This is a genomic window from Pseudarthrobacter sp. efr-133-R2A-89 (assembly GCF_030209315.1).
Taxonomy (GTDB): Bacteria; Actinomycetota; Actinomycetes; order Actinomycetales; family Micrococcaceae; genus Arthrobacter.
Genome location: NZ_JARVSE010000006.1, coordinates 124,979 through 137,754, shown reverse-complemented (window position 1 = coordinate 137,754; position 12,776 = coordinate 124,979). Strand labels below are relative to the sequence as shown.

Here is a 12,776-nt window from a genome sequence, read left to right as displayed (position 1 = left end):
TTCCAATCCACCATCCGGAGGAAACGCATGGCCCACGCGGAGAACAGCATCGTCATCGACCGGCCTGCCGGGGAGGTCTATGACTTCCTCGCCGATGGCCTGAACAACATCGCATGGCGGGAAGGCGTGAAATCCATCTCCCTCCGCGAGGGTGGGGCGGGTGAAGTGGGCGCCGTCTACAACCAGACCCTGTCCGGTCCCAAAGGCCGCCCCATCCGGGGTGACTACAGGATCACGGCGGCCCGGCCCGGGCGCCTGCTGGCCTTCGAAGTGGTGGCCGGCCCCGCCCGCCCCGCCGGCACGTACACCCTCGCTGGGGACGGCGGCAGGACGACGGTAACGTTCAGCCTTGAGGCCAAGCTGCCGTTCCTGATGCGGGTCCTGGATTCGATGGTCACCAGGACCATGGAATCCGAGGTCGCCCAATTGTCCAAGCTCAAGCAGGTACTCGAAAGCCGCTGAGCCAGGCAACACGAAAGGTACCAAAGTGGTCGGGCAAGGCTATTCCGGCGTTCCCGGCTGGGTCCGCGCACTGGCTGTTGTTGCCGCCGTCGTAGTGCTGCTCCCGCTGCTCGCCATGGTGCTGCGGGTGGACTGGACCCGGTTCATTCCACTCGTGACCTCGGACTCGTCCCTGACGGCGCTGGGACTGAGCCTGCGGACCTCCGCGGCCAGCACCTTGCTGTGCATTGTGCTTGGTGTCCCCCTGGCGCTGGTCCTCGCCCGGGATACTTTCCGGCTGCAGGGGCTGCTGCGTTCGCTGGTGCTCCTGCCGCTGGTGCTTCCCCCCGTGGTGGGCGGCATCGCGCTGCTTTACACGTTCGGCCGCCAGGGCCTGCTGGGGCAGGCCCTGGACGTGCTGGGCCTGCAGATTGCCTTCTCCACCACCGCGGTGGTGTTGGCGCAGACGTTCGTGGCGCTGCCCTTCCTGGTGGTCAGCCTGGAGGGTGCCGTGCGCACTTCAGGCTCCCGCTACGAGGCGGTGGCCGCTACTTTGGGCGCGCGCCCGGGCACCGTCTTCCGGCGGGTCACGCTTCCCCTGGTCCTGCCCGGACTCGCTTCGGGCGCTGTCCTCTCTTTCGCCCGCAGCCTGGGCGAGTTCGGTGCCACACTGACGTTTGCGGGCAGCCTTCAGGGGGTCACCCGCACCCTGCCGCTGGAAATCTACCTGCAGCGGGAAACCGACCCGGACGCGGCCGTCGCCCTGTCGCTGGTGCTGGTGGCCGTAGCCGTGGCGGTGGTGGCGCTCGCCTACCGCCGGCCCGCGGCGCGCTGGGGAGCAGGAAAACGGCCGACGACGCCGGTGCCGGCAGGAGGGAACGGCCAGTGACGTTGTCCTTCCAGGCAGCCGTGGCCGGGCGTGGATTCGACGTGTCCTTGACGGTGGGGCCCGGTGAAACCGTCGCCGTGATGGGGCCCAACGGCGCCGGGAAGTCCACCTTGCTGTCCAGTATCGCCGGGCTGCTGCGGCCGGACAGCGGCAGGGCGGAACTCAACGGAAAGACCCTGTTCGACCTCGACGGCGGCAACCGCACTTGGGTGCCGCCGCACCGTCGCGGGACCGCCCTGCTCGCCCAGGAACCCTTGCTCTTTCCGCACCTGTCCGCGGTGGACAATGTCTCTTTTGGCCCCCGCAGTGCCGGCATTCCCAAACGGGAAGCCCGGCAGCGTGCCCTGGGCTGGCTGGCTGACGTTGAAGTTGAAGGCCTGGCCGGTCGGCGCCCCGCCGAACTCTCCGGCGGCCAGGCCCAGCGCGTTGCCGTGGCACGCGCGCTGGCCGCGGATCCCGCGCTCCTCCTGCTGGACGAGCCCCTCGCGGCCCTCGACATCCACTCCGCCCCGCTGTTGCGCCGCCTGTTCAAGCGCGTCCTCGCGGAGCGGCAGGCCATCATCGTCACCCATGATGTCCTTGATGCGCTGATCCTCGCGGACAGGGTGGTCATCCTGGAAAACGGCAGGATTGCCGAGGACGGCCCAACCCGGGAGGTGCTGGAACGCCCGCGCAGTGCATTTGCGGCCGGCCTGGCCGGGCTGAACTTCGTCCCCGGAACGCTGGACGGGGCCGGGGTGCGCACCGAGGAAGGCCTGCGGATCGCCGGTCATGGCGAGGATCCGGAAATCGGCGGGCAGCCGGCGGCGCCCGGGCAGCCCGGCGGGTCCGGCGAACCTTCCCCGGTGGCCGGGGCCGGGAGCCCCGGGGTGGCGGTGTTCCCGCCGTCGGCCGTTTCCGTGTTCCTCGCCGACGCGCACGGCAGCCCCCGCAATTCCTTCGCGGTGACCATCAGCGACCTTGAGCCGCACGGCGACCAGATCCGTGTCCGGGCCGGAGGCCTGGCAGCCGACATTACGCCGGCCGCGTCAGCGGACCTCGGCCTGGTGCCGGGGATGACCGTGCACTTCGTGGTCAAGGCGGCCGCAGTTTCCGTCTACGGGACCTAGCGCGGCGTGGCGGGACCTCCGGCTCTGGACAGCAGTTTCGCCGTGGGCAAACATGGCTTGAGAGCCTCGTCCTGAAAAGTTGAGCGTAGTACACTCAACTTAGTTATCAAGCCCCCGAAAGGAGCCCTCTTTGGACGTCAAATTCACCACCAAGAGCCAGGAGGCTCTTTCCGCTGCGGCGATGAATGCCTCCACCGCCGGCAACCCGCAGGTGGAACCGGCCCACCTGCTCAAGGCTCTGATGGACCAGCGGGAGGGTGTCGCCGTCGCGCTCCTCCGCGCCACCGGTGCCGATCCCGACGCCGTCAGCGTGCATGCCAGCAGCGCCATCAAGTCCCTGCCCGCCACGTCGGGCGGCTCCAGCCAGCAGGCGCAGCTGAGCCGGCCCGCCCTGCAGGCCATCCAGAACGCGAAGGAAGAAGCGGACCGGCTGGGAGACAGCTTCGTGTCCACCGAGGTGCTGCTGCTGGGCCTCTCGGCCGGCAACGACGCCGCCGCACGGCTGCTCCGCGACGCCGGCGCCTCCCGTGAGGCTCTCCTTGCTGCCTTGCCCGGGGTCCGGGGGGACCGCAAAGTGGACAGTCCCGACCCCGAGAACACCTTCCAGGCACTCGAAAAATACGGCACCGACCTCACTGCCATGGCCCGGGCAGGGAAGCTTGACCCGGTGATTGGCCGCGACTCCGAGATCCGGCGCGTGGTCCAGGTCTTGTCCCGGCGGACCAAGAACAACCCGGTACTGATCGGTGAGCCCGGCGTCGGAAAGACTGCAGTGGTGGAAGGGCTGGCCCAGCGGATGGTGGCGGGCGATGTCCCCGAAAGCCTGCGCGGCAAGACGCTCATCTCCCTGGACCTCGGGTCCATGGTGGCCGGCGCGAAGTACCGTGGTGAGTTCGAGGAGCGGCTCAAGGCCGTCCTTGAGGAGATCAAGGGCTCCGAGGGCCAGATCGTCACCTTCATCGACGAGATCCATACGGTGGTGGGTGCCGGGGCCACCGGTGATTCCTCCATGGATGCGGGCAACATGCTCAAGCCCATGCTGGCCCGTGGCGAGCTGCGCCTGATCGGCGCCACGACTCTGGACGAATACCGCGAAAACATCGAAAAGGATGCCGCCCTGGAACGCCGCTTCCAGCAGGTCTACGTCGGCGAACCCAGCGTGGAGGACACCATCGGCATCCTCCGCGGCCTCAAGGAACGCTACGAGGCGCACCACAAGGTGTCCATCGCTGACTCCGCCCTGGTGGCCGCCGCCACCCTGTCCAACCGCTACATTTCAGGCCGCCAGCTGCCGGACAAGGCAATCGACCTGGTGGATGAAGCCGCGTCCCGGCTGCGCATGGAGATCGACTCCGCTCCGGAGGAAATCGACCAGCTGCGCCGCCAGGTGGACCGGCTCACCATGGAAGAGCTTGCGCTGGAGGGCGAGACCGACGCCGCTTCGGTGGAACGGCTCGCCGCGCTCCGTGCCGACAAGGCGGACAAGGAAGAGGAACTCTCGGCTCTGAACGCGCGGTGGGAGGCCGAGAAGGCCGGGCTCAACCGGGTGGGCGACCTGAAAGCCAAGCTGGACGAGTTGCGCTCCGCAGCGGACAAGGCCCAGCGCGAGGGCGACCTGGAGACCGCCTCGCGGATCCTGTACGGCGAAATCCCGGCCCTTGAACGCGAGCTGACCGCCGCTGCCGAGGCGGAGGCAGCCGTGACGGACAAGCCGGCCCAGATGGTGGCTGAGGAAGTGACGGCGGAGGACATCGCCGAAGTCATCTCGGCCTGGACCGGCATTCCCGCCGGCAGGATGCTGCAGGGCGAAAGCCAGAAGCTGCTCCACATGGAGCAGGAGCTGGGCAGGCGGCTGATCGGCCAGTCCAAAGCCGTGGCTGCCGTCTCCGACGCCGTCCGCCGCGCCCGCGCTGGAATCAGCGACCCCAACCGCCCCACCGGCTCCTTCCTGTTCCTCGGCCCCACCGGCGTGGGCAAGACCGAACTGGCCAAGGCCCTGGCGGACTTCCTGTTCGACGACGAACGCGCCATGGTGCGCATCGACATGTCCGAGTACGGCGAGAAGCACAGCGTGGCCCGGCTGGTCGGGGCGCCTCCGGGCTACGTCGGCTACGAGGAAGGCGGACAGCTCACCGAGGCGGTCCGCCGCCGCCCGTACTCCGTGGTGCTGCTGGATGAGGTGGAGAAGGCGCACCCCGAGGTGTTCGATATCCTCCTGCAGGTGCTCGACGACGGCCGCCTCACCGACGGCCAGGGCCGCACCGTGGACTTCCGCAACGTCATCCTGGTGCTGACCTCCAACCTGGGCAGCCAGTTCCTGGTGGACCAGACCCTGGACCCCGAAGCCAAGCGCAATGCCGTCATGGCCACCGTCAACGCGTCCTTCAAGCCCGAGTTCCTAAACCGGCTCGACGAAGTGGTTCTGTTCGATGCCCTCACGGTGGAGGAGTTGGCGCACATCGTGGAGTTGCACGTGGCCGAACTGGGCCGCCGCCTCTACGATCGCCGGCTCACCCTCGAGGTCACCGACGGCGCCAAGGCGTGGCTGGCCCTGTCCGGCTACGATCCGGCGTACGGTGCCCGCCCGCTGCGCCGCCTGGTGCAACGCGAGATCGGCGACCGGCTGGCAAAAGCCATCCTGGCCGGGGATATCAGTGATGGCGATACCGTCCTGGTGGACACCGCGGCGGACCTTGGCGAACTTACCGAGGGCACCGTGGACACGCTGACAGGCGCCCCCAGCTCGGGTTTGTCCGTCCGGCGGAAAGACTAGCCGGCAGGGTCACGCCCAGGCGTGCTGCCCGGACGGATGGACCGTCAGGGCAGCACGCTGGCGGTGATCACGTTGCCGGAGTCGGCCGTGACGTAGCAGTCCACCCGGCGGTCGCCCGAATCCCAGCTGGTGCTGCTTGGGAAGCTGCGCTGGTAGTTGAGGTGGAACTGGCTGGCTGCCGGGCCGAGAGTAGCCGCCTGGCATGCTTCCAGGGCCTTGGCTTTTAGCGGATCAGTCCCCGGGTAGGCGGCTGCTGCGGGGTAGCGGTAGGTTGCCACCAGCTGCGCCGAATGACCGGTATCGCAGGCGACGACGGTGGACGCCAAGGCTTCCGGATCGAAGTCCTTGAAGCAGTCGCCCACCGCGTACGCGGCAGGTGCCACCCCGTTGCGTGGAAGCGGCTGGGGGGTGGCCGGCGCGGTGGCGGTGGTCTGCAGCACTCCGGGCGCGTCGGCGGCGGACTTCTCCGTACCGGAGGATGAGTTCAACCACACGGCAAGCCATGTGAGCGAGCCGGCGACGGCTGCGATTACGACGATGAGGAACACCTTCCAGGAGGTGGCCCTGTTGGCTGCGCGGCGCTGCGGGGGGTCCGGGACCCGGTGGGACCAGGTCACAGCTTCCGGGGCGGGCGCCGAACCCTTGCCCCCGCCTGGGACCGCCGGCAGGCTGCCGGTGTGCGGCGGCGAGGCAGGCTTGGGCGGGATGTCCTGGTGGTTCACGGGTGCGCATCCTCCTGGGTTTATGTTCCGCGGCTCGCCAACGGGCGGGCAAAACAGCCACTTCTTAAGTGACTCTATCGAAGAAAAATCCCGTGTTCCTGCGGGTCGAAGTGCATCATGGTACCCCACGCCCCGTCCCGGGGCCCTGCGCGGCAAGCAGGGGCAGCCGAAAGCATGTAATCTAGGTGTACGACAAATTGACCAAACATTCCGGGGCCTCACCGATCGCCAAGGTGACCACCTCCGGTCCAAGTACAAAAGGGGGTCACGCCATGGGGCGCGGCCGTCAAAAGGCAAAAGCTACCAAGCAGGCTCGGGACATCAAGTACTACTCCCCGAACACTGACTACTCGGCACTTCAGCGTGAGCTGACGGGCCCGGGCAGTCGTTCAACGAGCCATTACTCGAATGAACCGGTCGAGCCGGACTATTCGGCTTATGTGGATAAGTACGCGGATGATTTGGATGACGATGACGACGAGGTTGACAGCCGTCGCATCGGCTAGTTGTCGTAAAGCCGCCGTGGCCCCCGGTTTTCCAGGCCGTGCCGCAGCTACGCGCTAACAAGCTCCGCAGGTGCTTTCCCGCAGCGTTGGGATGGCACAGGACCTCCTTTTTAGTACCCGTTTTCGGGTGACCGCTGACATGAGGAAGCCCGCTGCTTTCCGGGATACCCGGTGGCAGCGGGCTTTCCCGCGTTGGTACCCTGACCGGATGACTGTTCGGACAACCTACGCCGATGGCGAGCCCTGCTGGGCGGATTTGCAGACCCCCGATGTCGCTGCCGCCAAGGACTTCTACGCCAAGTTGTTCGGCTGGACCTTTCAGGACTTTCCCACCCCTGACGGCCGCAGTTACGCGCAGGCCTTCTTGAATGGCCGGTTGGTCGCCACCATCGCGCCGCAGGGCCCCCTGCAGCCGTCGGGCACGCCGGCCCGGTGGAACATCTATTTCGCGGCGTCGGACGCCGCAACGCTCCTTGACGACGCCGCCTTTGCCGGCGGGACCGTCCAGTTCGGGCCTGAGCAGGTGGGCGCCACCGGCGTGCTGGCTTTCCTCGCCCCGCCCGGCGGCGGCACCACCGGGATCTGGCAGGCCGGCACCCACTATGGGAGCCATCTCGTCAACGAACCGGGGGCGCTGGCCTGGGCCGAACTCTCCACGCCCGGGCCGCAGGCCGCGGTCGGCTTCTTCCAGCAGCTGTTCGGGCACGAGGTCACCGAATATCCCCAGGACGACGGCGGCACCTACAGCACGCTGCTTGTCGACGGCGCCGAGGTGGCCGGCGTCGTTCCTGCCGAAGAAGGCGAGGAAGCGGCCTGGCAGGTCTACTTTGGCGCCGCGGACGTCCGTGCTGCTGCGGTAGCAACGGTCCAGGGCGGAGGAGAAATCGTCGTGGAGCCGGACGAGCATCCCGCTGACGGTTCACTGACTACCCTCCGGGACCCGCAGGGCGGCATCCTGAGCCTGATCCAGGTCAATTAACGCCATTTGGGGTTCCCCACCGTACGGTGGGGAACCCCAAATGGTTATTGGCTTTAGGCGTAGGCGTTGACCATGCGGACGGCGCCGCCGTCCACGCCCTTGGCGCCCTGGACGTAGTCGGGGCCGGTCTTGGAAATGGAATCCGAGTCCTCCGTGACCGTGCCCATGACCCAGGACGGCAGGCCGCGGTCGTTCAGGCGCGCCACTGCGGCGTCAGCGGCGTCGGGGGACACGATAGCCACCATTCCCACACCGAGGTTCAGGGTGCGCTCGAGGTCGGGCAGCGGGACATTTCCCAGTTCGGACACGAGCTTGAAGATAGCGGGCAGTTCCCAGGTGGCGCGGTCCACCGTGGCCACCAGGCCCTGCGGGAGGACCCGGGCCAGGTTGGCGGCCAGGCCGCCGCCGGTGACGTGGCTGAAACCGTGGACGGCGGCGCCGGCGCTGACCGGGAAGGTGCGGGCCAGGTCCAGGCAGTCGGCTGCGTAGACGCGTGTGGGTTCAAGGAGTTCCTCGCCCAGCGTGCGTCCCAGTTCGGATACCTGGCGGTCCAGTGCCCAGCCGGCGTGGTTGATGACGCGGCGGACCAGCGAGTAGCCGTTGGAGTGCAGGCCGGAGGAGGCCATGCCGATCACCACGTCGCCGGCGCGGACGCGGTCCGGGCCAAGGAGGGCGTCGGCTTCCACGACGCCGGTGGCGGCGCCGGCGACGTCATATTCATGTTCGCCCAGCAGGCCCGGGTGCTCGGCGGTCTCGCCGCCCACCAGGGCAGTGCCGGCCACGGAGCAGGCCGCCGCGATGCCGCGCACGATGTCCGCGATGCGTTCGGGGACCACCTTGCCGCAGGCGATGTAGTCGGTCATGTACAGCGGCTCGGCGCCTACCACCACAATGTCGTCCACCACCATGCCCACCAGGTCGAAGCCGATGGTGTCATGGATGTCCATGGCCTGGGCGATGGCCACCTTGGTGCCTACGCCGTCCGTGGATGTGGCCAGCAGGGGCTTCTTGTAAGTCAGGAGCCTGGAGACGTCATAGAGGCCGGCGAAGCCGCCCACCCCGCCGATCACCGAGGAGTTGTGGGTTGCCTTGACGGCGTCCTTCATGAGCTCGACGGCGCGGTCCCCGGCTTCAACGTCCACGCCGGCGGAGGCGTAGGTGATGCCGGAGTTCTCTGCGGCGGTGTTGGCGGAAGTCATACGGAGTCCTTCTTGTCGGCGCTGGTGGCGGCGTGTACGTCGGGCACGAGGTCGGCTTCGGTCAGCAGGTTTTCGAATTCGGCGTCCGGCCCGGGATCGCAGCCGGTGGCGCCGGCCTTCTCTGCCGGGTCTTCCGCGGCGTCAACGGCCAGGGCGGCCGTCTCGCCGGGAAGAGCGGCTGGGGACGGCTTGAGGCCGCCAAGGTCGGTGCGCTCCAGCAGGTTCTTGCCCAGCTTGTCGGCGTCCGGCAGCTTGATGGGGTATTTGCCGGTGAAGCAGGCGGTGCAGAGCCGTTCGCGGGGCTGCCGGGTGGCTCCGATCATGCCGTCCTCGGAGATGTAGGCCAGTGAGTCCGCACCGATGGCCTGGGAGATTTCCTCGATGGTGGCGCCGTTGGCGATGAGCTCCGCGCGGGAAGCAAAGTCGATGCCGTAGAAGCAGGGCCACTGCACCGGCGGGGAGGAGATCTTGACGTGGACGGCTGCGGCGCCGGCTTCCCGAAGCATCCGGACAATGGCGCGCTGGGTGTTGCCGCGGACGATCGAGTCATCCACCACCACAACCCGCTTGCCGCGGATCACGGACTCGAGGGCGTTGAGCTTGAGGCGGATGCCGAGCTGGCGCAGCGTCTGCGAAGGCTGGATGAACGTGCGGCCCACGTAGGAGTTCTTCACGAAACCGTGTGCAAAGGGGATGCCGGATTCCTCGGCGTAGCCGACGGCGGCGGGGGTGCCGGATTCCGGCACGGGGATGACGATGTCCGCCTGCTGCGTGTTTTCGCGGGCCAACTGACGGCCCATCTCCACGCGGGATTCGTAGACGGAGCGGCCGGCGATGGCGGCGTCCGGGCGGGCAAGGTAGACGTACTCGAAGACGCAACCGGCCGGCGTCGGCTCCGCGAACCGCTTGGACCGCACGCCGTCCTCGTCGATGGCAATGAACTCGCCGGGCTCAATCTCGCGGATGAAGCTGGCACCGACAGTGGCCAGGGCGGACTGCTCGGACGCCACCACCCAGCCGCGTTCCAGCCGGCCGAGGACCAGCGGGCGGATCCCATAGGTGTCGCGTGCGGCGTAGAGGGTGCCCTCGTCCATGAAGACGAAGCAGAAGCCGCCCTTGATCTTGGGCAGGAGTTCCGTGGCGGTGTCTTCCAGGGTCTTCCCCGGCTCGCCTTCCAGCAGGGCGGTGACCAGCGCGGTGTCCGAGGTGTTGCCCTGCTTCATTTCGCCGGTGAGCTGGCCGCCGTTGCGCTCGTTGATCATGGCGTTGAGTTCGGCGGTGTTGGTCAGGTTGCCGTTGTGTGCCAGGGCAACTGTGCCGGTGGAGGTGGCGCCCAGGGTGGGCTGCGCGTTGGCCCAGTGGCTGGCGCCGGTGGTGGAGTAGCGGCAGTGGCCCACGGCCAGGTGCCCGGTCAGGGTGTTCAGGGTGGTCTCGTCGAAGACTTGGGAGACAAGTCCCATGTCCTTGTAGACGTTGATCCGTTTGCCGTCGCTGGTGGCTATGCCAGCCGACTCCTGACCGCGGTGCTGCAGTGCATACAGCCCGTAATAGGTAAGTTTTGCTACTTCTTCGCCTGGTGCCCAAACGCCGAAGACGCCGCAAGCGTCCTGCGGGCCTTTTTCGCCGGGGAGAAGATCATGGGAAAGTTTTCCATCGCCGCGTGCCACTGATCGATTATCGCACGATATGGGGTAGGACTTTTCCGGCTGCCCGATTGTGACCTGCTAGGCCTGGGGGTCGGTATCCGGTTCGGAATCCGGCACGGCTTCCACCACTGCCCGCTGCTGGCGCTTCACGCTGCGGCGGTCCAGCACGAGCGCCAGCCCGGCGCCCAGGATGGCCCCTGCTGCCGCGAACATCACCAGGAAGAAACCGAACACGGCCCCTGGGTCGAAGGTGGTGTCCCCCGGTACTCCGTACGCCACCACCGCGGCCGCGAGGGCTCCGAGCAGCGCTCCGACCACCAGGAAGGGAACGTACTTGGGCGCCCGGCGGACGGTAACCTCGCGCCGCTCGGCAGGGGTTTCTTCAAAAGACATGCCATCCAGCCTACTGCCCACTGTTTTGCTCCAGGTAACGGGGGCGGAGGAGGTCAGGCGCTCCCGGCCCGGGGAAACGGCGAGTGGCGCCCTGGCAGGTGACTGGTCGGAGACTGATATATCTATTGACACAGGAAGCTGCCGCTGCCATATTCTGCTGTGAGCACTATGTGCATTCTGTTGTTTATTATGCAACTCGCTGCGCCTCGAAGGCTGAGGCGCCGTGGTCTCCGGGCCTGGCCTGTCAGCTAGATTGGCACTTGGTGCCGACTCACGGATCCGGCCGGATCCAGGAAAGGAACACAAGAACCATGGTCCACAAAGTTCAAGCAGTCGTTGTCCGGGAGAAGAACGCCCCCGTGTCGTTGGAGACCATCCTGGTCCCGGATCCGGGGCCGGGGGAGGCGCTGGTGGACATCCTGACCTGCGGTGTCTGCCACACGGATCTTCACTACAAGCAGGGCGGTATCGGTGATGACTTCCCTTACCTGCTCGGGCACGAGGCCACGGGGGTTGTCAGTGCCGTTGGCCCCGATGTGACCCAGGTGGCCCCCGGGGACCGCGTCATTCTGAACTGGCGCGCCGTCTGCGGCGAGTGCCGGGCCTGCGCCAAGGGTCAGCCGCAGTACTGCTTCAATACGCACAATGCCACGCAGAAGATGACCCTCGAGGACGGCACGGTGCTTTCGCCTGCCCTGGGCATCGGTGCTTTCGCTGAGAAGACCCTGGTGGCGGCCGGGCAGTGCACCAAGGTGGACCCGGAGGCTGATGCTGCCGCGGTGGGCCTGCTGGGTTGCGGCATCATGGCCGGCATCGGCGCTGCGATCAACACCGGCGAGGTCAAGCGTGGCGAATCCGTGGCCGTCATTGGCTGCGGCGGTGTGGGGATTGCCGCGATCGCCGGCGCCAGGCTGGCCGGTGCGACGACGATCATCGCCGTGGACATCGACGACAACAAGATCGGCATGGCCAGGTCCCTCGGCGCCACCCATGGCGTGAACTCGCGCCAAGAGGACGCCGTGGAAGCCATCCGTGCACTGACCGGAGGCAACGGGGCGGACGTGGTGATTGACGCCGTCGGCCGCCCTGAAACGTACAAGCAGGCGTTCTACGCCCGCGACCTTGCCGGCCGCGTGGTGCTGGTGGGTGTTCCGACGCCGGAGATGACGCTTGAGCTGCCGCTGCTGGACGTCTTTGGCCGCGGCGGGTCGCTGAAGTCCTCCTGGTACGGCGACTGCCTGCCCTCCCGCGACTTCCCCATGCTCGTCTCGCACTACAAGCAGGGCAACCTGGACCTGGACGCGTTCGTGTCCGAGCGCATCACGATCGACCAGGTGGAAGAGGCCTTCGAACGGATGCATGAGGGCAAGGTGCTGCGCTCCGTCGTCGAGGTCCAGCCTGCTGGAGCGTCCGCATGAGCGTCATCGTCGAGAACCTGGTCACCTCCGGCACGTTCTCGCTCGACGGCGGCACCTGGGACGTGGACAACAACGTCTGGATCGTGGGCAATGACGAGGAGTGCATCATCATCGATGCGCCGCATGACGCCGCGGCGATCATCAACCAGGTCCGCAGCCGGAAGGTGAAGGCCATCCTGCTCACGCACGCGCACAACGACCACATCGGCGCCGCGCGTAAGGTCGCGGACGCACTGGGGGCACCGATCCTGCTGAACCAGGAAGACCTGGTGCTCTGGGAGCAGGTCTACCCGGACGCCGCACCGGACCGCTACCACTCCGACGGTGACGTGTTCGAAGTTGGCGGGGCGACCCTGCAGGCGATCCACACACCCGGCCATTCGCCCGGGTCCACGTGCTTCTACCTTGAAAGCGAAGGGACGGTGTTCACCGGCGACACCCTGTTCAACGGCGGCCCGGGCGCCACCGGACGGTCCTACAGCGACTACCCCACCATCCTGGCGTCCATCCGCGAACGGCTGCTGACACTGCCCGCCGGCACCGTGGTCCGCACCGGCCACGGCGAGGACACCACCATCGCCGCCGAGCAGGAAACGCTGGCGAAGGTTCCCCAGTAACCAGAAGTCAAGAAAGCGCCCGGCGGAGGCGCCGGGAGGACCCGGCGCGCCTCCGCCGGCGGTCCATCAGCACAATCCGGTAAG

At 67.4% G+C, this 12,776-nt stretch carries 12 protein-coding genes; 8 read left to right on the top strand and 4 right to left on the bottom strand.

Features of this window, described 5'->3' with window-relative positions; genetic code table 11:
• The first annotated feature begins 27 nt into the window (after nucleotides 1–27).
• The 4 genes from QRM95_RS12285 to clpB all read left to right on the top strand — a co-directional run bounded on the left by QRM95_RS12285 (nucleotide 28) and on the right by clpB (nucleotide 5,212).
• On the top strand, nucleotides 28–462 hold the full coding sequence (locus tag QRM95_RS12285) for an SRPBCC family protein (RefSeq protein WP_285247867.1): 435 nt from the start codon (nucleotides 28–30) through the stop codon (nucleotides 460–462).
• Between the two features lie 25 nt (nucleotides 463–487).
• Nucleotides 488–1,330, top strand: a complete 843-nt coding sequence (locus QRM95_RS12280) for an ABC transporter permease (protein ID WP_285247866.1) — start codon at nucleotides 488–490, stop codon at nucleotides 1,328–1,330.
• Complete coding sequence (locus QRM95_RS12275; RefSeq protein WP_285247865.1) at nucleotides 1,327–2,439, top strand: sulfate/molybdate ABC transporter ATP-binding protein; 1,113 nt, start codon at nucleotides 1,327–1,329, stop codon at nucleotides 2,437–2,439. Before QRM95_RS12280 ends, QRM95_RS12275 begins: the two co-directional genes overlap by 4 nt.
• A gap of 130 nt (nucleotides 2,440–2,569) precedes the next feature.
• On the top strand, nucleotides 2,570–5,212 hold the full coding sequence (gene clpB, locus QRM95_RS12270) for an ATP-dependent chaperone ClpB (protein ID WP_285247864.1): 2,643 nt from the start codon (nucleotides 2,570–2,572) through the stop codon (nucleotides 5,210–5,212).
• Nucleotides 5,213–5,256: 44 nt separating this feature from the next.
• Here clpB and QRM95_RS12265 read toward each other — a convergent pair whose 3' ends face one another.
• Nucleotides 5,257–5,934 carry a septum formation family protein gene (locus tag QRM95_RS12265; RefSeq protein ID WP_285247863.1) on the bottom strand — a complete coding sequence of 226 codons (678 nt, stop codon included), beginning with the start codon at nucleotides 5,932–5,934 and terminating at the stop codon, nucleotides 5,257–5,259.
• Nucleotides 5,935–6,206: 272 nt separating this feature from the next.
• On the opposite strand from QRM95_RS12265, the gene QRM95_RS12260 reads away from it, so the two are divergent.
• On the top strand, nucleotides 6,207–6,440 hold the full coding sequence (locus QRM95_RS12260; RefSeq protein ID WP_018760828.1) for a DUF3073 domain-containing protein: 234 nt from the start codon (nucleotides 6,207–6,209) through the stop codon (nucleotides 6,438–6,440).
• A 208-nt stretch (nucleotides 6,441–6,648) separates the two neighbouring features.
• Complete coding sequence (locus tag QRM95_RS12255; RefSeq protein ID WP_285247862.1) at nucleotides 6,649–7,419, top strand: VOC family protein; 771 nt, start codon at nucleotides 6,649–6,651, stop codon at nucleotides 7,417–7,419.
• A 53-nt stretch (nucleotides 7,420–7,472) separates the two neighbouring features.
• Here the strand turns inward: QRM95_RS12255 and purM are convergent, their stop codons facing one another.
• From purM to QRM95_RS12240, 3 genes are read right to left on the bottom strand one after another with little or no spacing between them, the layout of a single operon-like run.
• Nucleotides 7,473–8,618, bottom strand: coding sequence for a phosphoribosylformylglycinamidine cyclo-ligase (gene purM, locus QRM95_RS12250; protein WP_285247861.1), 1,146 nt, complete (start codon nucleotides 8,616–8,618; stop codon nucleotides 7,473–7,475).
• Complete coding sequence (gene purF / locus QRM95_RS12245; RefSeq protein ID WP_285247860.1) at nucleotides 8,615–10,285, bottom strand: amidophosphoribosyltransferase; 1,671 nt, start codon at nucleotides 10,283–10,285, stop codon at nucleotides 8,615–8,617. Before purF ends, purM begins: the two co-directional genes overlap by 4 nt.
• A 57-nt stretch (nucleotides 10,286–10,342) precedes the next feature.
• Nucleotides 10,343–10,657, bottom strand: coding sequence for a hypothetical protein (locus tag QRM95_RS12240; RefSeq protein WP_285247859.1), 315 nt, complete (start codon nucleotides 10,655–10,657; stop codon nucleotides 10,343–10,345).
• Nucleotides 10,658–10,968: 311 nt separating this feature from the next.
• Between QRM95_RS12240 and QRM95_RS12235 the strand changes: the two genes are divergently transcribed.
• Together QRM95_RS12235 and QRM95_RS12230 are read left to right on the top strand one after the other, a co-directional pair.
• Nucleotides 10,969–12,075: an S-(hydroxymethyl)mycothiol dehydrogenase gene (locus QRM95_RS12235; RefSeq protein ID WP_285247858.1), complete on the top strand. Its 1,107-nt coding sequence runs from the start codon at nucleotides 10,969–10,971 to the stop codon at nucleotides 12,073–12,075.
• Nucleotides 12,072–12,692 carry an MBL fold metallo-hydrolase gene (locus tag QRM95_RS12230; RefSeq protein ID WP_285247857.1) on the top strand — a complete coding sequence of 207 codons (621 nt, stop codon included), beginning with the start codon at nucleotides 12,072–12,074 and terminating at the stop codon, nucleotides 12,690–12,692. Before QRM95_RS12235 ends, QRM95_RS12230 begins: the two co-directional genes overlap by 4 nt.
• The last annotated feature ends 84 nt before the right edge of the window (nucleotides 12,693–12,776 follow it).

Coding starts and splice junctions, on each gene's coding strand:
- QRM95_RS12285 (WP_285247867.1), top strand. CDS start 28: ATGGCCCACGCGGAGAACAGCATCGTCATCGACCGGCCTGCCGGGGAG.
- QRM95_RS12260 (WP_018760828.1), top strand. CDS start 6,207: ATGGGGCGCGGCCGTCAAAAGGCAAAAGCTACCAAGCAGGCTCGGGAC.
- QRM95_RS12255 (WP_285247862.1), top strand. CDS start 6,649: ATGACTGTTCGGACAACCTACGCCGATGGCGAGCCCTGCTGGGCGGAT.
- purM (WP_285247861.1), bottom strand. CDS start 8,618: ATGACTTCCGCCAACACCGCCGCAGAGAACTCCGGCATCACCTACGCC.
- QRM95_RS12240 (WP_285247859.1), bottom strand. CDS start 10,657: ATGTCTTTTGAAGAAACCCCTGCCGAGCGGCGCGAGGTTACCGTCCGC.
- QRM95_RS12235 (WP_285247858.1), top strand. CDS start 10,969: ATGGTCCACAAAGTTCAAGCAGTCGTTGTCCGGGAGAAGAACGCCCCC.
- QRM95_RS12230 (WP_285247857.1), top strand. CDS start 12,072: ATGAGCGTCATCGTCGAGAACCTGGTCACCTCCGGCACGTTCTCGCTC.